At 43.8% G+C, this 26,116-nt stretch carries 20 protein-coding genes and 1 riboswitch; of the genes, 14 read left to right on the top strand and 6 right to left on the bottom strand.

Annotation, left to right across the window (positions count from 1 at the left end; all coding sequences use genetic code 11):
• Positions 1-162 precede the first annotated feature (162 nt).
• Positions 163-309 carry a pinensin family lanthipeptide gene (locus AB9P05_RS23525; protein ID WP_371911292.1) on the bottom strand — a complete coding sequence of 49 codons (147 nt, stop codon included), beginning with the start codon at positions 307-309 and terminating at the stop codon, positions 163-165.
• Positions 310-655: 346 nt separating this feature from the next.
• Positions 656-1,879, bottom strand: coding sequence for an acyl-CoA dehydrogenase family protein (locus AB9P05_RS23520; protein WP_371911291.1), 1,224 nt, complete (start codon positions 1,877-1,879; stop codon positions 656-658).
• 65 nt (positions 1,880-1,944) lie between these two features.
• On the opposite strand from AB9P05_RS23520, the gene AB9P05_RS23515 reads away from it, so the two are divergent.
• The 7 genes from AB9P05_RS23515 to ppk1 all read left to right on the top strand — a co-directional run bounded on the left by AB9P05_RS23515 (position 1,945) and on the right by ppk1 (position 11,790).
• Complete coding sequence (locus AB9P05_RS23515) at positions 1,945-2,916, top strand: tryptophan 2,3-dioxygenase family protein (RefSeq protein ID WP_371911290.1); 972 nt, start codon at positions 1,945-1,947, stop codon at positions 2,914-2,916.
• 39 nt (positions 2,917-2,955) lie between these two features.
• A complete protein-coding gene (locus AB9P05_RS23510) occupies positions 2,956-4,797 on the top strand; it encodes a toxin-antitoxin system YwqK family antitoxin (RefSeq protein WP_371911289.1) in 1,842 nt (613 codons plus the stop codon).
• A gap of 24 nt (positions 4,798-4,821) precedes the next feature.
• Positions 4,822-6,396: an NAD(P)/FAD-dependent oxidoreductase gene (locus AB9P05_RS23505; RefSeq protein WP_371911288.1), complete on the top strand. Its 1,575-nt coding sequence runs from the start codon at positions 4,822-4,824 to the stop codon at positions 6,394-6,396.
• Positions 6,397-6,449: 53 nt separating this feature from the next.
• Complete coding sequence (locus tag AB9P05_RS23500; RefSeq protein WP_371911287.1) at positions 6,450-6,815, top strand: CoA-binding protein; 366 nt, start codon at positions 6,450-6,452, stop codon at positions 6,813-6,815.
• Positions 6,816-6,872: 57 nt separating this feature from the next.
• Complete coding sequence (locus tag AB9P05_RS23495; RefSeq protein WP_371911286.1) at positions 6,873-7,433, top strand: hypothetical protein; 561 nt, start codon at positions 6,873-6,875, stop codon at positions 7,431-7,433.
• Positions 7,434-7,596: 163 nt separating this feature from the next.
• Positions 7,597-9,555, top strand: coding sequence for a DNA topoisomerase (ATP-hydrolyzing) subunit B (gene gyrB / locus AB9P05_RS23490; RefSeq protein WP_371911285.1), 1,959 nt, complete (start codon positions 7,597-7,599; stop codon positions 9,553-9,555).
• Between the two features lie 114 nt (positions 9,556-9,669).
• Positions 9,670-11,790, top strand: a complete 2,121-nt coding sequence (ppk1, locus tag AB9P05_RS23485) for a polyphosphate kinase 1 (protein ID WP_371911284.1) — start codon at positions 9,670-9,672, stop codon at positions 11,788-11,790.
• 67 nt (positions 11,791-11,857) lie between these two features.
• Here ppk1 and AB9P05_RS23480 read toward each other — a convergent pair whose 3' ends face one another.
• Complete coding sequence (locus tag AB9P05_RS23480; RefSeq protein ID WP_371911283.1) at positions 11,858-12,742, bottom strand: Ppx/GppA phosphatase family protein; 885 nt, start codon at positions 12,740-12,742, stop codon at positions 11,858-11,860.
• A gap of 178 nt (positions 12,743-12,920) precedes the next feature.
• Positions 12,921-13,034: riboswitch (SAM riboswitch) on the top strand.
• A gap of 59 nt (positions 13,035-13,093) precedes the next feature.
• Between AB9P05_RS23480 and metH the strand changes: the two genes are divergently transcribed.
• From metH to AB9P05_RS23450, 6 genes are all read left to right on the top strand, one after another.
• Positions 13,094-16,804 carry a methionine synthase gene (gene metH / locus AB9P05_RS23475; RefSeq protein WP_371911282.1) on the top strand — a complete coding sequence of 1,237 codons (3,711 nt, stop codon included), beginning with the start codon at positions 13,094-13,096 and terminating at the stop codon, positions 16,802-16,804.
• 28 nt (positions 16,805-16,832) lie between these two features.
• A complete protein-coding gene (gene metF / locus AB9P05_RS23470) occupies positions 16,833-17,789 on the top strand; it encodes a methylenetetrahydrofolate reductase [NAD(P)H] (RefSeq protein ID WP_371911380.1) in 957 nt (318 codons plus the stop codon).
• Between the two features lie 387 nt (positions 17,790-18,176).
• A complete protein-coding gene (locus AB9P05_RS23465; protein WP_371911281.1) occupies positions 18,177-19,523 on the top strand; it encodes an SPFH domain-containing protein in 1,347 nt (448 codons plus the stop codon).
• Between the two features lie 296 nt (positions 19,524-19,819).
• A complete protein-coding gene (locus tag AB9P05_RS23460) occupies positions 19,820-19,951 on the top strand; it encodes a pinensin family lanthipeptide (protein WP_371911280.1) in 132 nt (43 codons plus the stop codon).
• Between the two features lie 457 nt (positions 19,952-20,408).
• Positions 20,409-21,257 (top strand): hydroxymethylglutaryl-CoA lyase, encoded by an 849-nt coding sequence (locus AB9P05_RS23455; RefSeq protein WP_371911279.1) that lies wholly within the window; start codon positions 20,409-20,411, stop codon positions 21,255-21,257.
• 206 nt (positions 21,258-21,463) lie between these two features.
• A complete protein-coding gene (locus tag AB9P05_RS23450; protein ID WP_371911278.1) occupies positions 21,464-22,105 on the top strand; it encodes a tetratricopeptide repeat protein in 642 nt (213 codons plus the stop codon).
• Positions 22,106-22,158: 53 nt separating this feature from the next.
• Here AB9P05_RS23450 and AB9P05_RS23445 read toward each other — a convergent pair whose 3' ends face one another.
• The 3 genes from AB9P05_RS23445 to AB9P05_RS23435 all read right to left on the bottom strand — a co-directional run bounded on the left by AB9P05_RS23445 (position 22,159) and on the right by AB9P05_RS23435 (position 24,897).
• Entirely contained in the window at positions 22,159-23,244 is a 1,086-nt protein-coding gene (locus AB9P05_RS23445) for a DnaJ domain-containing protein (protein ID WP_371911277.1), read from the bottom strand.
• A gap of 131 nt (positions 23,245-23,375) precedes the next feature.
• Positions 23,376-23,843, bottom strand: a complete 468-nt coding sequence (locus tag AB9P05_RS23440) for a hypothetical protein (protein WP_371911276.1) — start codon at positions 23,841-23,843, stop codon at positions 23,376-23,378.
• Positions 23,844-23,880: 37 nt separating this feature from the next.
• Positions 23,881-24,897 (bottom strand): hypothetical protein, encoded by a 1,017-nt coding sequence (locus AB9P05_RS23435; protein ID WP_371911275.1) that lies wholly within the window; start codon positions 24,895-24,897, stop codon positions 23,881-23,883.
• A 552-nt stretch (positions 24,898-25,449) separates the two neighbouring features.
• Between AB9P05_RS23435 and AB9P05_RS23430 the strand changes: the two genes are divergently transcribed.
• Entirely contained in the window at positions 25,450-26,097 is a 648-nt protein-coding gene (locus AB9P05_RS23430) for a nitroreductase family protein (RefSeq protein WP_371911274.1), read from the top strand.
• Positions 26,098-26,116 lie beyond the last annotated feature (19 nt).

Below are 26,116 nucleotides of genomic sequence, written 5' to 3'. Positions count from 1 at the left end.
AAAAAATCAGCGAATAGGAACCCAAAAGAATGATTTCTACCTCATTTCAAATCGTTTAGGACGGGTGTGTATATAATATTAAATTACATGTAATAATAAGCAAAAAAAAGGCCCCCAAGTGGAGGCCCTCTAAACTATTTCTGCTTACGAAGTAACTAATCCTTATAGGAAGCAGGGGTATCTGTATAGGCTGCATCCATTAACTCCATAGTAAGTATCTGGTGCACCACCTTTTACTTTGAGCTCATTATCCACATTTGTTACAAAGCTTTTCACTTTCAAAGAGGAAATGTTCATTTTCTTTTTCATAGCTAATATGATGTTTGGGTTTATGAAAATTACTTTGTGCTAATATATGTTTTATGCTGTGGGAATGGTATAGGTGTAAACCCTCAAAAGCTTTTTTGATTATAAGTGTTATTGTAACACGATCTACACTCTTTGTCCTGTTTGAGTGTACATTTATTTGGTAAGGTGATAAAGTATCGGTTTGAGCTTTACCTATTAAAAAGGAGGTTTGATTCTTATAAGCCTACAGGAGGGTAGATGGAGGATGATTGCCAATCACTAACCGGAGAGTGAAAATGGCCTCTGCCTTTAGCTAAAAAAAGGGCAGTCTTATGACTGCCCTTATAGAATAAAATGTATATAATATTTATACAAACGCCTGGATACCAGTGATCTCTTTGCCAAGAATTAATAGGTGTATATCATGAGTGCCTTCATAGGTTACCACACTTTCGAGGTTCATCATATGGCGCATTATTGGGTATTCACCTGTAATACCCATGCCGCCGTGTATCTGACGTGCCTCACGTGCTATTTCTAAGGCAACAGCAACATTGTTACGTTTAGCCATACTGATCTGTGCGGTAGTGGCTTTGCCCTCATTCATCATTTTGCCAAGTTTCCAGTTTACCAGTTGTGCCTTTGTGATCTCGGTAAGCATTTCTGCCAGTTTTTTCTGCACCAGCTGAAAACCTGCGATGGGTTTGTCAAACTGTATTCTTTCCATAGCATAACGACGGGCACTGTCGTAGCAATCCATAGCTGCGCCTAATGCGCCCCAGGCTATGCCATACCTTGCAGAATCAAGGCACATGAGCGGAGCTCCCAGGCCATCTTTATTAGGGAGGATATTCTCTTTGGGAATCTTCACATTGCTAAAGACAAGTTCACCAGTTGTACTTGCCCGTAGGGACCACTTGCTTTTAATTTCAGGGGCGGTAAAGCCCTCCATACCTTTCTCAACGATTACGCCTTTAATGCGGCCATTGTCATCTTTAGCCCATACCACAGCCAGATCGGCTTTTGGGGAGTTACTGATCCACATTTTAGCTCCGTTAAGCACGTAGTGGTCTCCCTCATCTGTGATGCGGGTGGTCATGCCCCCGGGGTTAGAGCCGTGGTCAGGCTCTGTAAGCCCAAAACAACCTAGCCATTCACCACTTGCCAGCTTGGGCAGGTACTTATTTCTTTGCTCTTCAGAGCCAAATTTATAGATAGGATACATTACCAATGAGCCCTGCACAGAGGCAGTAGAACGGAGGCCACTGTCCCCACGCTCAATCTCCTGCATAATCAGGCCATAGCTTATGTAGTCCATACCGCCTCCGCCATAGGCTTCTGGTATGGTAGGGCCAAAAGCTCCCATGTCACCAAAGCGTTTTACAAGGTGGTAGGGGAAGTGGTTTTCCTGTGCCCATTCTTCAATGGAAGGACTGATTTCCTTCTTTACGAAGTCTCTTATGGAGGATCTTACGAGCTTATGCTCATCGGTAAGAAGGTCGTCTACACTATATAGATCGGGCGATTCGAAAAGGTCCTGCCTGGCTGATTTAGCGTGTCCGTTGGCAGCAACTGTTGAAAATTCGGCCATTATGTTGTTTTGTTTCTGACAATTGTCCCAAATTTACAAAAGAATTCGTGATTGAAACGGGCAATATGAATTATTCCGACATAGACGAAAAGGTACTGGACAGAATCCAAAAGCTAAAAGAAAAGTACGGTGCTTCCGGACAGGATCTGCTGTCATACCTTGATGGACTACTATACGCAGACTACCTTACTTACTGGGACTACATTCACCTGGACACCTTGCTAACTCTTCAGGTACCCAGGACCTCCTTTCCTGATGAAAATATTTTCATCATTTACCACCAGATCAGTGAGCTTTACTTCAAGCTGATTCGTCTGGAGATGGAGCAGTTAAGTGAAGCAGGAAAACCGGACGCAGGTACCTATCTGATGCGTCTAAATCGCATAAACCGCTACTTTGAGCACCTAGTGAGTAGCTTCGATGTCATGGTGGATGGTATGGATCAACAACAATTTCTCGCCTTCCGGATGTCTCTGCTACCTTCTTCGGGCTTTCAGTCCGGGCAGTACCGTCTTATAGAGTTGCAGGCAACTACGCTGAAGAACCTGGTGGAAAATGTAGAAAAGGTGAATCTCTCTCCTGATGCCGATGAGGAAAAGCTAATTCAGCAACTGTATTGGCGAAAAGGCGCTACGGAATTAGCTACTGGTAATAAGACTCTTACTCTCAGGCAGTTTGAAGATAAATATGCTGAGGAGTTTCTCCATGCTGCAAGAAAGTACAAGGACACTAATTTGTACAGTCTCTACCAGCAGTATTTTAGTGAGGCTGATGAAAAAGATGCCCTGGTGGAGGCTCTTCGTAAGCTTGATTACCTGGCTAATGTGGGGTGGAGACTGGCGCACTACAAAGCAGCTGTAAGGTACCTCCATAAGGATCCGGAAGATATTGCGGCAACGGGGGGTACTAATTGGCAAAAATATCTACCACCACGTTTTCAGCGCACCATTTTTTATCCTGAATTATGGTCTGAAGCAGAAAAAGAAGATTGGGGTAAGAGATGGGTCTTTAAGGAGGTTTTCAATAAGGAAGAGTAAATTACCTATCTTTTTTCATAATTAATACGTTACTATTTAGTGAACTCTCTGGTACGTCTACCTCTTTTTTTCGGGCTGCTTACGGTAGCAGGAGTTTGCTATGCCCAAACGAAGCAGAAGAGTGAATATTTTGATGCGAGGAAGCAGCATTTAAAAGCTACTTTTTACTTGCATGATGACGATGGCACCGTTCTTCACGGGCCTTACACCAGTTATTATTTTTCCGGTGGCAAGGAAAGTGAAGGAATGTTTGTGGAGGGCGAACCCACAGGGATCTGGTCATACTATTGGGAAAATGGCCATCTGAAAATGAAAGGTGAGCTAAAAAACCAGAGTAATTTTGGTCTGTGGAAGTATTATTATGAAAATGGTCAGCCGCAGAAGGAGGGGTATATTTATGATGGGTTACGGCAGGACGAGTGGAAATATTACTACGAAAGTGGTGGCCTAAAAAGCAATGGAAAGTATCTCGATAATACGAGGGTTGGCATATGGAACTACTATTATGAGGACGGATTCCTTAAAGCACAGGCCTTTTATGAAAATGGTGTAGGTACCTATCGTGAGTTCTACACCAGTGGTAAGCTGAAGGCTGAAGGGCTTAACCGGGATGGGGTAAGTGATAGCCTTTGGACATTTTATTATGACGAAGGTACGATTAAGGCGCGAGGTGAATATGAAGATGGGGTAAAGACGGGTACGTGGAGCTATTATTATCCTAACGGCAACCCTAGTGCGGAAGGAGAATATACCAAAGGGGAGGCTGAAGGTAAATGGACCTACTACCACGAAAACGGTGTGATGAGCTCTGAAGGTATGCAGGCTGATGGACTTAAGGAAGGTTTCTGGAAAATATACGCTGAAACCGGTAAGCCTATGGGAGAGGGCCTTTTCGTGAAAGGAGAGGGGGAGTACAAGGAGTTTTATCCCAGTGGTAAGCTTAAGGTGAAAGGAAGGATAGTTGATGAAACTAACCAGGGGCGATGGGAATACTACTATGAGGACGGTAGCCTGGAAGGAGAGGTGGACTATATAGATGGTGAGGGGTGGTACACTGGTTACTATCCTGATGGTACGCGGTATATGACTGGCCGTATTAAAGACAATAAGCGGGTAGGTACATGGGAGCTGTATAGTGCAGACGGTAGCCTGGCGGGTTATTACAGGCCTATCTATGAAAATGATAAGCCTGTATTTAAGCTGGTAGAGAGTGCCACGGAGAATACGGGTGATAATGGGCCGGGGTATTCACGTCCTGAATACAGGTATCGTAACCGAAAGCTCAAATACTTTACTCCCCGAATAGGGGAATTCAGAGGTTTTGTACTTGCTGCAAACCCTATTGCCACGGCATTCGGAGATTTACCGGTATATGCCGAATATTACATGCAGGAGCGACTAGGGTACGAAGCTGTTCTCACTCTTATCAGAAATCCGTTTTTTGAAGGTGACGCAACTATTGACCTGAACGAAGTATACACACGTGGGTTCTCCGTTACTTTCAGGCAAAAATTCTATCAGCAGGACAGGAGCATTGGTATGCTATACTTCGGTCAAGGCCTTCGCTTCGTTTCCCAGAAGCATCAGGTAAATACCGATCCTCTTTCCACAGGTGAAGGTGTCAGGTTACTAAAAGCTGTGGAGCGCCGTGGGGAGTATAGTTTGTTTATAGGAGACCGAATTGTAAAAGAGGCGGGTAACTCTGGTATTACAATCGATATTTGGGCGGGTCTCGGCTTAGGCTACAGGTACTTTAATAAGCAGTATGATGAGGGTATCGGTGAAGATCGCCTTTTTGATGAAATTTCTCAATCTCCCTTCGCTATCTATCCCCGTCTGGGCATCAACGTAGGCTACATTTTTAATTTTAAGACGAAGTGATATCCTAATAATCGGCAGATTACAGTGAATAAAACTCTGAATATTGTTCTAAGCCCCAGCGAAGCCTTCAACCCCGACCAGCTTGAGCCGGCTATCAAAAAGAAGGCCCGTGTTTCCCCGGATGAGTCTGTGCAGGTACGCTTACTTAAACGTAGCATAGATGCCCGGCAGAAAAACATCAAAGTAAATATTCAGGCGCTTATATCTGATGAAAGCCTGCCTCCCCGTATATCATACCGGAGAGATTATCCGGATGTGAGCAAGGCGCCGGAAGCCATTATAGTAGGAGCTGGCCCAGCAGGAATGTTCGCGGCCTTACGTTTGATAGAGTTAGGCATAAAGCCCGTATTATTGGAGCGGGGTAAGGATGTGCGTGCCAGAAGGAGGGACCTGGCTGCTATTAATAAAAAGCATATTGTTAATCCGAACAGTAATTACTGCTTTGGTGAAGGTGGTGCTGGCACATACAGTGATGGAAAGCTTTATACCCGTTCTAAGAAACGCGGCGATGTACAACGGATACTGGAGATACTGGTAGCTCACGGCGCTCGCGAGGAAATTCTTATCGATGCCCATCCTCATATAGGGACCAATAAGCTTCCCCGGATTGTAGCTGACCTTAGGGAAAGCATACTGGAAGCTGGTGGTGAGGTAAGGTTCAATGCGCGTGTCACTGATCTTGTCTTGAGCTCAGGTTCCGTATCCGGAGTGATACTGGCCGGCGGCGAAAAGATCAGTGGGGTAGGGGTGATACTTGCCACGGGGCACAGTGCGCGGGATATTTTTGATATGCTGCAACGGCAGGAGGTGGAGATAGAAGCTAAACCTTTTGCTCTTGGGGTACGGGTAGAGCATAATCAGGAATTGATAGATAGTATCCAGTACCATACACCGGACCGTGGTCCCTGGTTACCTGCCTCATCTTATTCATTGGTCCAGCAGGTTAGTCATGACCGTATAGAAAGAGGTGTATTTTCATTTTGCATGTGTCCCGGCGGCTTTATAGTGCCTGCGGCAACGGCTCCTGGTGAGATTGTCGTTAACGGTATGAGCCCCAGCAGGCGGGATAGTAAGTATGCTAATAGTGGTATAGTGGTTGCCGTACACCCTGAAGACCTCCCTGACTATCAGAAATTTGGTAAACTGTCGGCACTCCGGTTTCAGCAAGATGTAGAACAAAAGGCTTTCATAGCGGGGGGGAGTACTCAGGTGGCACCGGCTCAGCGTCTGGTTGACTTTACCCACGGAAAAGTATCCGCTAGTCTGCCGGATACCTCATACCAGCCAGGACTGGCAAGCACTGACCTTAATGAGGTGTTACCTGGCCTAATTGCCAAGAGGTTAGCTTCCGGCTTCCAATCATTTGGAAGAAAAATGAGGGGGTATTTTACCAATGAGGCTCAAATAGTTGGAGTTGAGAGCAGAACATCATCACCTGTCCAGATCCCGAGGGACCGGCAAACGTTCGAGCATACCCGTATATCCAGATTATACCCGTGCGGGGAAGGCGCAGGATACGCCGGAGGCATTGTTTCGGCTGCAATGGATGGTGAAAGATGTGCAGAAAAGCTGGCAGCCAAATACGGAAAATCTATTTAGATACAACCTATGAGTCATTTTCCTGTTTATAAGCCATAGATAATTCAGGAATAATGAAAAAAACCGTCGTATTAGGTGCTACCCCAAACCCTGCACGTTTTGCCTACCGGGCATCACATATGCTGACTGAATATGGGCATGAGATTGTGCCGGTAGGTATAAAAAAGGGGGAAGTAGCCGGGAAAGATATTCTTAATCTTCGTGAAGAACCCGGGGTTGAGGGTGTTGACACAGTAACACTATATATCGGACCACACAACCAGGCTGAGTGGTATGATTACATATTTTCACTTTCTCCCAAACGAATAATTTTTAACCCTGGAACAGAAAATTTTGAATTAATTAAGAAAGCAGAAGAGAAAGGCATCCAGACAGTTGAAGGGTGTACCCTTGTCATGTTACGAGTTGGCACTTACTGAAGTGGTATAATTACATTATTTATTGTTTAAATTATGAACAAATAAACACCACTTAAGATGACAACCATTCCACACAGGTTTTTCTCCTCTGCTACGGAAAAACCCTTTGAACATTGCATTGAATGCAAGAAATCTCTTCTATCGGGAGAACCTTATCTTATTCAGAAATCATATAGGAGATATCCGGACTTTAACATTGAGGATACCGTTTTTGAGTTTGCGATGTGCTTCGGGTGCTTCGAGGGCATGAGAAATCGTATGTCCAGGGACTCGCTCCGCAGAATGGATTCTTTTTTCTCCGAAAATGCACGTATTGAAGAACACCTAAAGAAAAAGACTTTAGGGCTCAATTTTTCGCTGGATCATTTCATTAACAATTGTATAATCGAGGATATACCTATCGAGGAAACCGAAGAGTTTCAGTTGGTCGCCCTTTGTGAAGGGTACCATCTGAGTTTTTCACTACCTCCTTATGCTATTTCCGGTCAGGCTATGGAGCGTATGGCTGAACTATTAAGTGCGGAAACCCTGGATGAGATGGATGACTTCAGAGGGAGGCACTTTACCGGACCACCCGAGCTTAGTAAGCTGTTGAACAGGAAGCCAATACTGATTTGATTTTTCCTGACAGGCTTAGGTCTGTGTTAAAAATACTGTAAAGGCGGCGAAAGCCGCTCTTTGCTACCTTCATTTCTTTTCGCTTGATTTACTGTGCTTTTTATCCGCCCAAAACTGGTAATAAGCCAATTTTTTGCGTAATTTTGCAGTTTTGAAAAATGTTATGAGCGAAGAAAAAAAGACCAACGCAGGAGATTATTCAGCCGGTAATATTACTGTACTTGAAGGACTGGAAGCCGTACGTAAGCGGCCTGCCATGTACATTGGTGATGTACAGGTAAAAGGACTTCATCACATGGTTTGGGAGGTAGTGGATAACTCTATCGACGAAGCCATGGCCGGATACTGCGACAGGATCGATGTGACCGTTCATGAGGACAATAGTATTACTGTAGAGGATAATGGTCGCGGTATTCCAACTGACATTCACCCAAAAGAAAAGAAATCAGCCCTCGAGGTCGTTATGACCGTGCTTCATGCAGGGGGTAAATTTGATAAAGACACTTACAAAGTATCCGGTGGATTGCATGGGGTAGGGGTAAGTTGTGTGAATGCACTGTCCACCGACCTTAAGGCTACCGTTCATCGTAACGGCAAAGTTTTCCAGCAGGAGTACAAGCAGGGAATTCCTCAATACGACGTGAAAGAAATAGGTACTACTGAAAAGCATGGTACCATTGTACACTTCGTGCCTGATAATTCGATCTTTACTATCACTGAATATAGTTATACCACCATTGCTACAAGGTTGCGTGAGCTGTCCTTTCTGAATGCAGGTATCAGGCTTACACTGACCGATCTTAGGGAAAAGGACGATGATGGCAACATACAGCACGAAGAGTTTTTCAGTGAAGGCGGCCTGGTAGAGTTCGTAACTTACCTTGATGCAGGCCGTGAAAAGATGCTTCCCACGCCGATCTACATGGAGGGTGAAAAGGCAGGTGTACCTGTGCAGGTATCAATGACCTACAATACCTCTTATACAGAGAATGTGGTGTCATATGTAAACAACATTAATACTATCGAGGGTGGTACTCACGTGTCCGGTTTCAGGCGTTCGCTCACCCGCACGCTAAAAAATTATGCTGACCGTAATGGCCTACTCGATAAGGTGAAAGTTGATATCACCGGTGATGACTTCCGTGAGGGATTAACGGCAATTATTTCAGTAAAGGTAGCTGAGCCCCAATTCGAAGGTCAGACCAAAACCAAACTTGGAAACAGCGATGTAATGGGTGCCGTGGAAGGGTGTGTTAATGAGATACTCAATAACTATCTTGAAGAGCATCCCAAGGAAGCTAAAGCCATTGTAGGAAAGGTAGTAGTGGCTGCCCAGGCCCGTCATGCAGCTCGAAAGGCCCGTGAGATGGTTCAGCGTAAAAACGTTATGGGCGGAGCGGGTCTTCCTGGTAAACTGGCCGACTGCTCTGAGAAGGACCCGGCAGTTAGCGAAATATATTTGGTGGAGGGTGACTCTGCCGGTGGCTCTGCCAAACAAGGTAGAGATCGTCGCTTCCAGGCCATTCTGCCTCTGAGGGGTAAGATCCTGAATGTAGAAAAGGCGCAGGAGCATAAAATTTACGACAACGAGGAGATCAAAAATATGATTACGGCCCTCGGCGTTTCATTTGGTAAAGAGGATGATGAAAAAGCTCTCAACCTTGATAAACTTCGCTATCATAAAATCGTAATTATGACGGATGCGGACGTGGATGGAAGCCATATCCGTACGCTTATTCTTACGTTCTTCTTCAGATACATGCGTGAATTAATTGAGCAAGGCTACTTGTATATTGCTCTTCCTCCTCTTTACCTACTCAGAAGGGGTAAGGATGAACGCTACATTTGGAGTGAAGCCGATCGTGAACGTGCGGTAATGGAAATGGCTAAGGACGGCAAAGAAGATTCTGTGAATGTACAGCGTTATAAAGGTCTGGGTGAGATGAATCCTGAGCAGCTATGGACTACTACCATGGATCCGGAAAACCGAAGCCTGAAGCAAGTAACTATTGAGTCAGCTGCCGAAGCTGACCACCTCTTCAGCATGCTTATGGGGGATGAAGTTGCCCCGCGCCGTGAGTTTATTGAAAAAAATGCCAAATACGCCAAACTTGATATTTGATATTCCGATTATAAAAATCCCGGTAGTGTCCGGGATTTTTTATCTGGCCATTGTTTTTATTATATCTTATTGAAAAAACTTTTTGTAAAGTCAGCTTTAAAAACCATCGATACCGTGGAACGAGTCGTTTCTATTGATCGCGTCAATAACCTTGTAAAAAAGTCAGATTTCATCAGCCGCGATCTCAGCTGGTTGAAATTTAATCACCGTGTACTTGATCAGGCCAGGCATCTCGACCGTAATATCTTCGAGAGGCTCAAATTCATGGCCATTACCGCTTCTAACCTCGATGAGTTTTTTATGATCCGTATCGGTAGTTTGTATAACTACATTGATTATGGTAAGGAGCGTATTGACTATAGTGGCCTAAGAGAATTGCCATTCCGAAAAAAATTACTCACTGAGGCTCAGGACTTTGTTCGGGCTCAGAACGAGTATTTTATCAAAAGGCTCAGACCCCTTTTTGCCGAGAACCAATTTAAGATCGCTAAAATATCGGATCTGGACGAAGACCAGAAAGAGAAGGTAAAGAACTACTTTCGGAAGACTATCTTTCCTATGCTTACCCCCATGGTTTATGATAGTTACCACACCTTCCCCATACTCATGAATAAGCTCCTGATCTTTGGGGTGGTAACCGTTAGCCAGACAGATAAGAAAGACCAGAAAAAGCTCAGTTTTATACAGGTTCCGCAAAACCTCCCTCGCTTTTATGAGATAGAGCATAATGGGGAGATTCTTTTTGTGCCTATCGAGGAGATTATCCGAGAGCACATTGCCAAGCTTTTCAGAAACATTGAGATTCAGTCAGTAAACTTATTCCGTATCATTCGTAATGGTGATTTTACGCTTGAGGAAAGCGATGATATCGAGGCCAACTTTCTGGAAGAGCTAAAGCGTAAGCTGAAAACCCGTAAAACCGGCCGGGTTGTACGTATAGAGGTAGAGGAGACTTGTGACAGGTGGATGCTTCGCATCCTTAAAAACCGATGGGAAATCGATGAGGATAATGTATTTCGGGCACCCGAAGGGGGGATGATTGACCTTACAGGCCTATGGTCTATCGTTAATCATACCGAGTTTAAAGACAGAATGCCGGACAGGCACCCACAGGTACCACCGCTAAGCTATAGTGAGCAGGGTGAGACTGACATCTACGAGGTGCTTGATGACCGGGATATTTTGCTTCATCACCCCTATAATAGCATTGAACCCTTACTGGAACTGCTGGACAGGGCTGCTGATGATCCGGATGTACTTTCCATAAAGCTCACCATTTACCGGTTGGCAAAGGAAAGTCGTGTTACTAATGCTCTTCTGCGTGCAGCAGAGAATGGGAAGCATATTTCTGTTCTGTTCGAGGTAAAAGCACGCTTTGACGAAGAGAATAACATGCGCGAGGCAAGAAGGCTGCAGAAGGCTGGCTGCTTTGTTATCTATGGTATCAGCAGCTTTAAAACCCACACTAAGCTGATGCTCATCGTGCGACAGGTGGAGGAAAAGGTTACCCGCTATGTGCACATGAGTAGTGGTAACTATAACGAAGATACTGCCAGACTATACACAGATCTGGGCCTGCTTACCACCAATGAACAGGTATGCAATGACGTCTCTGAGTTCTTTAATGCCATTACGGGGCATAGCATACCTACTATTTACCGTAACCTTATCACCGCTCCGCGCGATATGAGGCAGCAGCTTATAGAGCTGATAAGGAAAGAGGCGGATAATGCCCGTCAGGGCAAAGCCAGCGGAATTGTGATCAAAATCAACTCTCTGGAAGACAGGGAGACCATCGCCGAGCTTTATGCTGCCTCTCAGGCTGGAGTTAAGATTAAGCTTATCATAAGAGGTATTTGTTGCTTAAGGCCTAATCGCCCCGGCTTGAGTGAAAATATTGAGGTTGGTAGTATAGTTGGTGATTTTCTGGAGCATAGCCGCATTTATTATTTCCATAATGATAATGACCCCATTTTATATAGTGGAAGTGCCGACGTGATGGTTCGCAGCTTTGATAGAAGAATTGAGAGCCTATTCCTGGTTCAAAACAGTCTGTTGAAGCAACAGGTCATTAATATCCTCAGATACAATTTAAGGGATAATGTAAATGCCTATATTATGAATGAGGATGGAAGCTATACTATCAAGGAAAGTACCGGAGAGCCTCCCTTTAACATACACAAAGAATTTTATGAAGTGACTCTGGATGACATCCAGGATGCGAAGCTGTTCTAAAACATTGAGATAAGAAATACCGCCACAAAGCCAGGCGTCCTAAAAGAGAGTAGATAAAGCTCTCTTTTTATTTTTCTCCCAGGTTACGGTCTATCATAGTTTGCAGCATTCCATCCTTAAGGCCTACCTCTGGTACCAGAATGCGGCCGGAGTCCGCCCACCGCATTACGGAGAGGTAGATGTCAGATGCCGGCAGGATTACATCTGCCCTGTCCGGATTCAGCTCCAGTATATTAATCCGGTCTTCAAGTGAAAACTGCCCGATATATTGCTGAACTTCTTCCAATTTTTCTATTCCGATAGTCTTGCCGGGTTTCTTACCTGCAAGGTCAGAAAGCTTATTAATGTTACCCCCGGTACCTATACTGACTACTTTACTGTGCCTGCGTTTAAGGTGGTGTAATACCCAATCTTTCATTTCTACCCAAACCGCCGGGTCGTCATGTTTTTCCAAAGATCTCACCGAACCAATAGGGAAGGAGCGGCTGGCCACCTTTTCTTTACGAATGTACAGATTCAGCTCAGTACTACCCCCGCCCACATCTATATGCAAATAGGTCTTATCCGTTAAAAATGACTGTAACCCTCTGTTTATCAGATCTGCCTCTTCATCTCCGTCGATAATCCGTATATCAAGGCCTAGCTTTTCCTTTACCTCCTTTGTAATCTCTAGCCCGTTTTCAGCCTCACGCATTGCTGAAGTGGCAAGGGCCATGCAGTCGTCTACTTCATATAAATCCATCAGGATCTTAAAAGCTTCCATCAGCTTTAGAAATTTGCCCGCATTTTCCTGTCCGATCCTGTTTTCTGTAAATACATCATGTCCCAGACGTAAAGGAAAACGTACGTATTCCATTTTTTTCAGGAAATAAGAGCCCTCACGGTCTATTACCCGGGATACTTGCATGCGCACGGCATTGGATCCAATATCTACTGCAGCTAATTTTAGCATAAGGTCACAAATCTGATGGTCTGCGGCTAAATTACAATTCTTCCTATACTTTCCTTTTTACTAAATCACTTTCAAATAGAAAGTTCGAACGTTTGCAGGACTATGGTATGAATATTTAAGGAAAAAATTTCCATGCATAATCTGTGCAATTCGCTTTAGTTCATTACATTTGTATGAGTACTTATCGAGAAAGACGGAGGGATTGGGCCCTTTGATGTCTTGGCAACCTTGGCAAACTTGGTGCTAATTCCCATTCCGGATACCCCTGTCACAATCCGGAAGAAGATAAGTGGTGATAGGTTTTACCTCTTCCTCTTTCTAGATAAGCGCCAAATGTGAAAATTTTAGCCAATGAGCGCACCCATTTTTTCAGTTATTAAGGACCGTATTCTTGTGCTCGACGGAGCCATGGGTACCATGATCCAACGGTACAAACTTACCGAGGAAGATTTTAGAGGAGAAAGGTTTAAGGATCATACTTTTGACCTCAAAGGCAATAACGACCTTCTTTCTTTAACCCGACCGGATATTATCAGAGCAATACATGCTGAGTACCTCGAGGCTGGTGCGGATATTCTGGAGACTAATACCTTTAGTGGAACCAGTATCGCACAGGCAGATTATAAACTTGAGGAGGCCGTGTATGACCTCAATTATCAATCGGCAAAAATTGCTAAAGAAGTAGCCGAAGAGTTTACGGCTAAAGACCCATCCAAACCCAGGTTTGTGGCAGGTTCAATAGGTCCTACAAACCGCACTGCCAGTATTTCTCCGGATGTGAATAATCCCGGTTACCGAGCGGTAACCTTCGATGATCTCCGCGTAGCCTACTACGAGCAAGTGAAGGGGCTGGCAGAAGGGGGGGCTGATATATTCCTGGTAGAGACTGTTTTTGATACCCTCAACTGCAAAGCAGCGCTATTTGCCATTAGTGACTATTGCGATGCGACCGGTAAAGTAATCCCTACTATGGTGTCAGGTACTATTACCGATGCCAGCGGGAGAACTCTGTCGGGACAGACCACTGAGGCTTTTTGGATATCGATCAGCCATATGCCCCTGCTTAGCGTTGGTCTCAACTGCGCATTGGGAGCCAAGCAGCTTAAGCAATATATTAAGGAGCTAAGCCGTGTATCTAATACTTACATAAGCGCCCACCCAAATGCGGGCCTGCCAAATGAGTTTGGCGAATACGATGAGTCCCCTGAGGCAATGGCAGCCACCATTGAGAGCTTTCTATCTGAGGGCCTTATAAACATTATCGGGGGGTGCTGCGGTACTACACCGGATCATATCAGGGCCATAGCTGATGTAGCTGCCAAGTATTCACCAAGAGTTATTCCTAAGCAGCCTGTGCGAACCCGATTCAGTGGGCTTGAGCCCCTGGTAGTGAGGCCTGAGACTAATTTTATCAATGTTGGGGAACGTACCAATGTGACCGGATCACGGAAGTTTGCCAGACTTGTAAAAGAAGAGAACTACGAGGAAGCACTATCTGTAGCGGTTAACCAGGTAGAAGGTGGGGCCCAGGTCATTGATGTCAACATGGATGAAGGCATGCTTGACTCTGAGCAGGTTATGACTACTTTTCTACACCTGATGATGTCAGAGCCTGACATTGCGCGCCTGCCTATTATGATAGACTCTTCCAAGTGGACGGTAATAGAGGAGGGGCTGAAATGCGTTCAGGGTAAATCGATCGTAAACTCTATTAGTCTGAAAGAAGGTGAGGAGAAGTTCATTCAGCTTGCTCGCCTGGTAAGGAAATATGGTGCTGCGGTAATTGTTATGGCTTTTGATGAACAAGGCCAGGCGGACAATTATGAAAGACGTATTGAAATTTGTGAGCGAAGCTACCGCATCCTGACGGAAAAAGTTGGCTTTCCTCCGGAAGATATCATTTTTGATCCTAATATTCTGACAGTCGCTACGGGGATAGAGGAGCATAATAATTATGCAGTAGACTATATACGTACCGTAGAGTGGATCAAAAATAACCTTCCCCATGCCTTGGTTAGTGGGGGTGTTAGTAATATCTCTTTCTCATTTCGAGGAAACGATATCGTGCGTGAGGCTATGCATTCTGCATTTCTATACCATGCTATTAAGGCAGGGATGGATATGGGCATAGTAAATGCGGGTATGATCGAAGTCTATGAAGAAATAGATAAGGATCTGCTCCGCAAAGTGGAAGATGTATTATTAAATAAGCACGCTGAAGCTACCGAGCAGCTTATAGAACATGCCGAGAGTATCCGGGGGCAGGGCGGTAAAGCTAAAGTAAAGGATGACGCCTGGCGCCAGGCACCTGTGGAAGAGAGACTTTCTCACTCGCTTGTAAAAGGTATTGTTGAGTACATCGAACAGGACACGGAAGAAGCAAGGCAAAAGGCAGATAAGCCCCTAGAGGTCATTGAGGGTCCTTTGATGGCTGGGATGAACGTAGTAGGAGATCTATTTGGCGCCGGTAAAATGTTTCTGCCCCAGGTAGTGAAGTCTGCGCGTGTGATGAAAAAGGCGGTGGCCTATCTGTTACCTTTTCTCGAAGAAGAGAAAAAGAAGAATGCGGATGCTTCCCGGAATGCTGGCCGTATTCTAATGGCTACGGTAAAGGGGGATGTACATGATATTGGTAAAAATATTGTAGGTGTGGTGCTCGCCTGTAATAACTATGAGGTGATCGACCTGGGCGTTATGGTTTCGCTTGAGCGGATTTTGGAAGAGGCCGAAAAGAATGAAGTGGATATTATTGGCCTAAGTGGTCTTATTACACCCTCTCTTGATGAAATGGTATATGTAGCACGCGAAATGCAGGCCAGAGGAATGGACACCCCGCTGCTGATCGGAGGGGCTACTACCTCACGTATACATACAGCGGTGAAGTTAGCGCCTGAGTATGGCCATCCGGTGATACATGTAGCGGATGCTTCCAGAAGTGTTACTGTAGCTAACAGTCTGCTTGGTAAGAATAAAGGCGAGTACACGGCTAACATTCGTGACGAATACGAACGCCTGCGCGAAGGGCATAAAAACCGTGGCAAAGAGAAGAAATACATCCCTATTGAGGAAGCCCGTAGTAATAAGGTGAAAATAGAATGGGATCCTGCTGACATCTCCAAACCGAATTTACTGGGTAATAAAACCTTTAAGAACTACCCTTTAGAGGAGATAGCCAGGTATATCGACTGGACACCGTTCTTTCATACATGGGAGCTTAAAGGCAGATACCCTAAAATATTTGACGACGGAAACGTAGGTACGGAGGCCAGAAAGCTATTTGATGATGCTCAGGGTATGCTTCAGCGTATTATTGATGAAAAGTGGCTGGAAGCAAGGGCTGTTGTGGGGTTCTATCCGGCCAATACTGAAGAGCACGATACTATCATTGTGTACGAAGATGATGAGCGAACCAGAGAGCTTACCCGTTTCCATACGTTAAGACAGCAAGGAAAAAAAGCCTCCGGTGTACCTAATATGGCCTTCTCTGACTTTGTCGCCCCTCTCGAATCCGGTCTTGGTGACTACATTGGAGGGTTTGCAGTTACGGCGGGTATAGGTATAGAGAAGTGGGTTGAAAAGTTTGAGGCTGATCATGATGACTATAATGCCATCATGGTGAAGGCCCTTGCTGACAGGTTGGCCGAAGCCTTTGCTGAGCTTATGCACGCCAGGGTTCGAAAAGAGCTATGGGGATATGCCAGCGATGAAAAGCTGGAAAACGACGACCTTATCAGAGAGAAATACAGGGGTATACGACCTGCCCCGGGTTATCCGGGTTGTCCCGACCATACGGAAAAAGTGACCTTGTTTAATTTACTGAATGCAGAAGAGGAGGCCGGGATATCGCTAACTGAAAACCTGGCCATGTACCCGGCTTCAAGTGTGAGCGGACTGTATTATGCACACCCTCAATCTAGATATTTTGGACTTGGAAAAATAGCCAAAGATCAGGTAGAAGATATCGCCTTCCGTAAGGGTATCCTCACCGAAGAGTTAGAACGCTGGCTTTCACCTAACCTGAATTATGACACAAGTATCCCTGAAAAAGCCACGACAACCTGAACAAGAGACCAAACAGGAGAAAAAAGGAATGAAGGTCACCGAATGCATAAAGAATAAGGGAGATAAAACTCTCTTTTCATTTGAGATATTGCCTCCCCTTAAAGGTGAGAACATCCAGAATATCTTTAATCACATCGATCCCTTGATGGAGTTCAAGCCACCATTTATTGATGTGACATACCACCGGGAAGAATATGTTTATAAAAAAAGGGAAAATGGGCTTCTGGAAAAGAAAGCCATTCGAAAACGCCCTGGTACAGTAGGCATTTGCTCTGCCATCAAAAACAGATATGAAGTAGAGCCTGTGCCTCATATTATCTGTGGGGGGTTTACGAAGGAAGAAACGGAAAATGCCCTTATCGATCTGCATTTTCTGGGAATTAATAATGTGCTTGTACTCAGGGGAGACCCAATAAAGACAGAGGGACGATTTGTGCCTGAGCCGGACGGGCATCACTATGCTACCGAGCTGCTCGAGCAGGTCCACAATATGAATGAAGGGCTATACCTTGATGATAGCCTTGAAAATGCGACCCACACCGATTTTTGTATAGGAGTGGCAGGCTATCCGGAAAAGCATTTTGAGGCCCCCAACATTAGATCTGATCTTCGCTGGCTTAAGAAGAAGATAGAAATGGGCGCAGACTATATCGTGACCCAGATGTTTTTCGACAATCAAAAATTTTTCTCTTTTGTAAAGGACTGCAGAGAGCAGGGTATTACGGTGCCTATTATTCCTGGTCTGAAGCCCATAACGACAAAGCGCCACATCAACGTTTTGCCTAGTATATTTCACATTGATATCCCTGAAGCGCTGTCCGATGAGGTAGAAAAATGTAAAGACAATGCGCAGGTCAAGCAGGTAGGGGTGGAATGGGCCATACAGCAGAGCAAGGAACTGATGGAGTTTGGTGTACCTGTCCTGCATTACTATAGCATGGGTAAGTCAGATACCATCCTCAGAGTTGCGAAAGAGCTCTTCTAGTACTTTAATATAGCACTCTCATCAAATAGCCGTCCGCAAGCAGCGGGCGGCTATTTTTTTTACCTGACAGAGTGCAATTTTCTGATTCACTATGATTATTGATTTAACTATCTCATTTTCAGTGATAACTAGTATTTTCATGTGGTTTTTAATATTCTGAATTTGACTCAAAAGTCCAAATGATGTTCTGTCATCGAAGTATTATTAATAAAAAAAGTTTGTAAAACTTGCAACAATAAAAATTATACTCTCGTATATAATAGTAAAGCTATTACAAAATAATGTAAAGCTTTTGACACCCTGAACCGGTGAAACTGAGAAAGGTAGGTTGGCGAGTGCCAGCCGCCTTTTTAATCCTAAATAAACACACCCTTAACCTATATAAATATGAATGCATGGATGATTACTTTTGGTTGTATTGCTTTGGCCATTTCTATTGGGTTACTCATCCTTGGTAGAAATCAAGCCCGCAAATTGCCATGGAAAACTTCCGGTGTATTTTTTCTTGCCGGAGTTTTCTTTTTCTCGGCAAACGGCCTGCTCTTTTACTCCGAGCCGGGATATAGTTACCTGGTCCAGTACCCTACGGGAACTCAGATAGCTGAACTTCAACCGGGCTTACACTTCAAATTCTGGGGGCAGGCCGTTCCATTTAAAAAAGTTGTGACGGTGAAATTTCGCTCAGCGGAAGAGCAGGCACAGGATGAGAATGTATACAGTGGTATGCGTAACGCTATCCCTGTACGATTTAACGATGCGGTAAAGGCAAATATAAGTCTTTCGGCCAGGTTTAGAATGCCTGAATCAGAGGTTGTTTTTCTAAAAATGGCCAGTGAGTTCAGAACACAGGATAATTTAGTCAACAGTTCTCTTATCCCTGCCTGTATGGAAGTTGCTAAAAACTCCGCCAGGCTTATTTCAGCCCAGGAATATATAGCCGGTAGGGGAGGGGAGCTTGAGTCTGCTGTACTGGATCAACTGGAGAATGGCATGTACATACTTGTTGCCAGAGAAATGAAGGAAACGGGTACAGATACCATTGCGGCAGTAAATAAAATGCGCACAATTGAAAATCGTACGATGGTTAGGTATGAAGTAAGTAAAAAACGCTCTGCTGACGGCAAGATCATGCGTAAAAAACATCCTGTGTCGGATTATAATATCATAGTAGCTCAGGCTACTGTAGAAGATGTGAATCCGGAGACCCGCTTTAAGGAAATGCTGGGGAAGCAGAGAGATGCTGCCGCCCAGGCAAGCATTGAGAAGGAAAAAGCCAAACAGGCGGAGTATGAGAAGCAGCGAATCATTGCTCAGGGAGAAGCCCAGAAGGCCAAGATTAAAGTAGATATGGAGAAAGAACAGATTATGACGCTTATTACCATCGAGACTGAAATGAAGCGTGAGCAAATCACGGTGGATAAGCGTAAGCTGGAACTTGAATCGGCAAGGTTAAAGGCTCAGGAGACAAAGGTACTGGCAGATGCCGAAGCATATCAGAAGCGTAAGGTGATGGAAGCTGATGGGGCATTGGAACTGAAGCTGAAGACCTACGAGAAGGTTCACGCGGCGTATGCAGAGGCTATAAAAGGAACCAGCCTGGTGCCCGCTACCTACATATCCGGAAGCGGAGGAAGTGGTAAGGGTACCCCCAATTCGCTGGATTTTATAAACATAGCTACCGCCAATATGGCCCAGGACCTGAACTTAAAAATGAAAACACCAGGAAAAAATTAGTCGGCGAGCAAAAGTCGTCTGCCATTGGCAGGCGGCTTTTTAGTGTTAAGTCATAATTTGTTGATGAAAAAAGACCTCTTGGCATGTTTTTTTCAGCTATCTATTTTGGCGCTTATTAAAATATCTTATTTGTCTGTGTGTCTGTTAGTTGTGTTTGTTGAATGTTTTTTGCTGAACCACTGGGTTGCTTTACAGGTATTTGGATGTTTTGATTTATTTATATAGTTAAAAATTATATGAATTATGTCATTCTTTTTAACCTGAAATGATTAAATTAAGAGTAAATTTTAATCGATATGGAACCCAAGAAATTAGCATTAGATGCGTTAAAGGTCGAGAGCTTTATGACAGAATTCACCTTCCTATGGGGTAAAAAAGATCCTACAGGGGTCTATCCTTGTGGATCAACGGTGTGTTCTCACCCATAACATTCCATCTAAAATCATCGAACAAATTCCAATTTTAGGTAAGTCACCTATAGGCTTAACTAAGATAAGAAATATCACGTGCTATCTTTTCTGCCATGTTACCTCTTAGGGTGATTTGGAATGCCACAGCTATATTTTTTGTGGTAAATTACAGGGGGAGGCCTAGATAAAGGCCTGCGTTGTTGTATGTAAGATGTTGATTGTTTGACTTATAGCCTGTCCTGCGGATAGGCTTTTTTTATATTAATATGTAGAGAAAGAGGTTTTAGCTGAAGGAGTTACAGGTAAAGAACTTTTTTCTCTGGTAAAATCCTTAGTAAGCCTTATTGAATTGTTAGTCAACCACTTTGTTAGATTCCTAAAAATGGGTGAGGGCTTCCCCAGGCCAAACTTATTCATGAGACCCGTCATTCCGGGTGGCTTTTTTTGTGCGGTGTAATTTTACTAACATTAGGGTATGAAAATAATCGAGTGCCCCCGTGATGCTATGCAGGGAATAAGCGAATTTATTCCTACCGAAGTGAAAGCTGAGTATATCAATACCCTACTTAAGGTTGGCTTTGATACCATTGACTTCGGTAGCTTTGTTTCTCCTAAGGCTATTCCTCAAATGCGTGACACGGCCGCAGTCCTTTCAAACCTTGACCTTCGTGATACCACTTCAAGGTTGTTGGCCATTGTAGCTAATGTGCGTGGGGCTCAGGATGCTGCTCGCTTTGCAGAAATCCTTTACCTTGGCTTTCCTCTCAGTATTTCGGAAACTTTTCAGCAGCGAAACACTAATAAGTCAATTAACCAGGCTTTAGAGCAACTTGAAGAAATCCAGGATATCTGTATTCAAAATAATAAGGTGCTTGTTACCTATATCAGCATGGGGTTTGGCAATCCTTATGGTGATCCTTATGATAAGGAGGTAGTACTGGAGTTTGTAAGTAAGCTTAAGGAGATGGATATAAAGATAATCTCTCTTGCGGATACTATAGGTAGCTCACAGCCTGAAACGATTAAGTTCTTGTTTTCTAACCTTACTCACGCCTACCCGGATGTGGAATTTGGCGCCCACCTGCACTCTACTCCGGAAACGGCCATGGATAAACTTAGCGCAGCATATGAGTCAGGGTGCCGGCGGTTTGACGGCGCTATTCGGGGGTACGGCGGCTGCCCCATGGCAAAGGATGACCTCACTGGCAATATGGCTACTGAGAAGATCATTCGTTTTCTTGAGTCACAGAAAGCATTACCAGCATCTATTGATACTGAATTGATGAATAAGGCAATTCAGGCATCCGGTAAAGTTTTTCAGTAATTTATTATAATGTTGAAACAGCATTAAAAAGGGTGAGGTTTCATTGCATTGCTGCTGGACATCAGGCGATCGTGCTATTCCAACTTTAATAAGGTTTTATTTTCTTAACATATAATAAAGGCATACACTCCTTCGGTTTGCGGATAGTGAGTATAAGTGTTTTTGTTAAGTGTCTGAAAATCATGGAATTAAAAAAGTGGTCGTATATGAAAGTATCTCGTTTGTTACTTCTGACTGTGTTTTTTCAACTGAGCTATAGCCTGACGGTCCTTGCCGAATCCACTCCTGATGAGTTGGTTAAAAAAGGGATCACGCTTTATGCAGAAAAAAATTACATGGAAGCTTTAGTCAATCTGAATAAAGCAATTGACTTAGATAAGTCTTACTTTAAGGCATATTACCTGCGTGGAGTAATCAAAGCCCACTTTGGCGATAATCATGGAGCAATGAAGGATTTTAATGAAAGCCTTGAGCTCAATCCTACTTTTACAGAGGGGTATTTTGAAAGAGGAAATCTAAAATATAGCCTGCAAGACTACTACGGTGCAATCTCTGATTATTCTGAAGTGATTAATTTAAATGAAAATCATGTAGAGGCATACTACAAAAGAGGGCAGGCAAAGCATCAGTTGGAGGCTTACTCTGATGCTATCAATGATTGCTCAAAGATTATCGAAATCAATCCTAAGAATGTTGATGCATTTTACCTGCGCGGGCTACTTCTTATTGAGCACGGCCAGTTGGAGGCCGGGTGCCTGGATCTGAGTAAAGCAGGAGAGTTAGGAGACCTTAAGGCATATGAGGTAATTAAAGAACGCTGTAATCAGAAATGCTTTACGGGTAACTAAGTACTGTTTATCCGGACAATATTGAAGGCTTGCCGGATGGCAGGCTTTTTCTATTATGGACAATTATGGCTGAGGCTGAGGTCTGAATCCACTACCTTATAGCCGTTTTCTGCTGCTTTCTTCAGGAGATTACAAACTGTACCTGTGTCATCGCTTCGCGCAGACATAATTCTGGCAGAGAGGTAATATCCTATCCCTGACCGAGGCACTCTCTCCAGGAAAAGGTTGATGAAGGTATGGGCCTCATCGAGGTCATTAAGCTTATAATAACCGTACGCTTTCAGAAATAAAGCATGATGAAAGCCGCTCGATTTTTTTAATAGTTCGTCAGCCAGAGTCAATCCAGTAAAGTAATCTTTTTGAATAAGCGTTTTGATTTCGGCCATCGCATATAGAGCGCTATCCGGCCCGCCCCCTTTATTATAAGCATACTCAAAAGTTTGGTAAGAGTCGGAAATCCGCCCCTCAAACATTTCATTTTTAGCCCTTATAAAAAGGAGGTCAGACCTCTCTTTCTGGTCAGGTTCTGCGGCTACCCCTTTGGTTGCAAAGCTTCCGGCAAGCGGTATGTCATTCAGGTCATATAAACTTATACGTGCCGCCAGCAAGTATTGAGATGCTTTTAGCCCACTACTATTCTCTTCCATCTGGATAAGCGTCCTAAGGGCCTGTTCAGGTTTTCCATTTTTCCTTTCTATTATAGCCTTCTTATAGGCCATTTCATTCTGGTAGCTTAACAATGCCTGTACAAAGAGAAACGTAATAGTCATGACCCCTAATACTATAGCCCACACCACAAAGTGATTATATCTTTGAGTTGTGCCATGTGGAGTCTTGGGCTTATGGTATGAGTGGTGTCTTCGGCGATAATTTGTATGATGCCGTTGCTTCTCCCTCCTGAGCGGAGTGTCTGTCTGCACTAATTCGTTAAGTAACTGCAGGTCATATATCAGGCGTTTAGCCGGGTCAGAAAGGACATAATAGGCTGCCGTAATCTTTTTAAACCGCTCCTCTGCCTCTTCAGATCCACTATTTACGTCAGGGTGGTGTTTTCTTGCAAGGCTACGGTATGCTTTTTTAATAGCGTGCTCATTTGCTTTCGGTGTTAGTCCGAGAATATCATAGTGATTTTCTTTCAAAACAGGCCTCTTAGTTTCCTATTCTAGCTAACGGAAATGAAGTAAAGATTATTCACTTGGGGGTCGCTTTAAGCAAAAAAAGCCCTCTGCCGAAGGGGCAAAGGGCTTAATGTATTTCCTGTTACTGCGAATTAACGCTGTACAGAGTAGGTGTCTCCGGTTTTTGTAATGGTAAGGAAACCAGGCCATGAAGCATTTCCTCCCTCGTCAGCAGAGAAGCTTCCAGTATATTCCAGCGTTCTGCTTGAGTTGATACCGATAACGTATACCGTAAAGGATACATTAACAGATCCACTGTAATACTCAAGATCTACTGAGTATTCGCCATCAGCGAAGATAGGCTCTAAGGTAACGTCTTCAAATGATGATATTCTTGAAGATTCGTCTACTTCCGTAGTTCCTTTCATAAGCACCATATCCAGATCCACGTCATCCAATGACTGCGTGTTGCTTCCTCCGGTACTCCACTCAAGAACAATGCTTACACCTTCTGTATCACTGATCTCATTTGCAGGTAGTGGCTCCTCGTCTTCACTGCTTCCACAAGCTGCCACAAAAACAAGCATTGGCAGCAACATCATTGTAAGTAATTTCCTCATGTCTATAGAAATGAATTATTAGTAAATAAGATTTTAATTAAAGTCCGTTTGCTTCACGGCGGGCCATCAGGTCTTCCATGTCTCTTTTCATGGAGTTTGTCCAGCCATCACTCTTAAGGCCATCCGCTTTTTCAATCACCTCGCTCACCTTATCAAAGCGAGCCAGCCAATAGTTAGCTACGGCAATATTATTAAGTAGAACGCTTGCCACTTTTTCATTTATGCGAGCTTTCTTTTCACTATAGTCGGCTTCGCTCAGTTCTTTCTCCCATACGGCCAGGGAAGCTTCCAGGGTAGCTTTCAGGTCATCCGTCAGGTAGTCCATAGTGGGCTCCATGTTAGACAGGGCTGTTTCAGTATCTTCGCAAGCCTTGTTTAATCCTTCGTAATCAAATTTCTTGAACTTCTTGATTTTACGAAGCTGTACATACTGGGTGCTTGGAGTAAATCCGTATTCATCAGAAATATAGCCACTGATAGTGCCCAGGTGCCTGCTGAGCAGGTCCGACCTCATTTTATTAACTGTGCTATTCCACTCATTGCTCAGTTGATCAGACTTTCTTACTCTGTCTGTAGAAGCTGACGAATAGTCCTGGCTATTAGAGATAAAACCATTGTACAGCTCAGTGCCGTTTGCTTTATCTTCTATGACCAAACGTACCGGATACTTGTATTCAAATGTATACCAGTACTCGTAGTAGGTGGTCACTTTGCCTTCCTTGTTTTTAGTTTCTTTCTTTTCGCTATTAAACTTTCTGTTCTGATAGCCAAAAGTTCCCAGTGAAACATAGATGTTCACATCACCGTCACTTTCCACTTCTTCGTAGCCGTGCAATTCCATGGCGTTCTTCACGCTGCTTTCAATGCTGGATCTGTCCTGGCCTGAGGATAAAGAGGGAATGTAAATCTTCTTATTATAAGTCTTTACATTTTCAGGTAAAGGTGCCTTAGGAAGCCTCAGGTACTTCACGCTGAAGTTTTCCCGGTCTATGTTCTGGGCTACCGACAGCAACGGCAGCAAAACCAGACCTAATAAGAGTAAACGTTTAAGCATAACGTAGTTATTAGTATTTTTGAATAGTTGTGAGGCAAATATGAGTGATTTATTTCCAGGAATTAGTCAAAAAATACCTTCTCAAATTACATCGAAGTGGGGGGGAGGTTAATGAACTATACCAGAGTGGTATCAGCGTTCTTTAACTCAAAGTGCGTGTTGTACCATGGAAACCAGTCTCAAAAGCAGGGTGTCTAATCTGATTATCTATTTGTTAATTAAAATTCTACAGCACAGCACTTTACAAAGGTATTGCGAGAGAACTCCAAACAGAGTCTAAAGGATAATTAAAAAAATGCTTTCCGTAATGGGTTACTTTTTAAGCAGGTATAAAGTGTGTTGAAAAAGTAAAAAAATTGTAAAAAAATGATTTAGTGCTTAATTCTTTACTTCAAGATCAAACAATCAGGTAGTTATCTTGAAAACTCTTAAATGATTTAGTGTCTAAATGGCAATTGAAAATGTATTTGCCAGCTAATTACCAAATCCAGTGTAACCCTTGTACTGGAAAGTCAGTTTGATAAGTAAAAATGTACGTACATATAATTTAATATGAAGACTATTACCCTTAGTCAGACACTGGTGGAATCACTGGAATGGAGATATGCCACAAAGAAGTTTGACCCGGAAGAAAAGCTGGAAGCTGAAACGCTGGAACTCTTACTGGACGCTGCACGTATGGCACCAACCAGCTATGGTCTGCAGCCTTTTAGCCTGACAGTGGTTAAGGATTACGAAATAAGGCAGAGAATTTATAATGAAGCTTGTCCCCAACCTCAGATTTTACAGGCTTCGGAGTTGGTGATATTTAGTGTGGATGAGCACATCGATGCCACTCTGGTTGACGATTATATTCAAAGGATTGCTGAAACGAGAGGGGTGAGGTTAGAATCACTCGCGCCATTCAGTACAACAATAAAAAATACCCTCGAACCCCTTAGTGCAATGGAAAAACAAGGGTGGGCCGCACGACAAGCCTATATTGCTATGGGCTTCATGCTTCATGCAGCGGCTATGCACAGAGTTGATACATGTCCTATGGAAGGTTTTAACAAGGAGAAGCTCAGGCCGTTACTATCGGAACATGAGGACAAATTACCGGTGGTATTGGTAACTATAGGGTATCGTGCAGAAGATGATGTTTATGCTAAAAAAACTAAAGTTAGAAAAGACAAAAATGATTTCATAAACTTTATTTAGTGTAATCATCACTAAACAA

The organism is Roseivirga sp. BDSF3-8 (assembly GCF_041449215.1).
Lineage (GTDB): Bacteria > Bacteroidota > Bacteroidia > Cytophagales > Cyclobacteriaceae > JBGNFV01.
The sequence above is the reverse complement of the archived record's forward strand: the minus strand, read 5'-3'. Positions and strand labels throughout refer to the sequence as shown.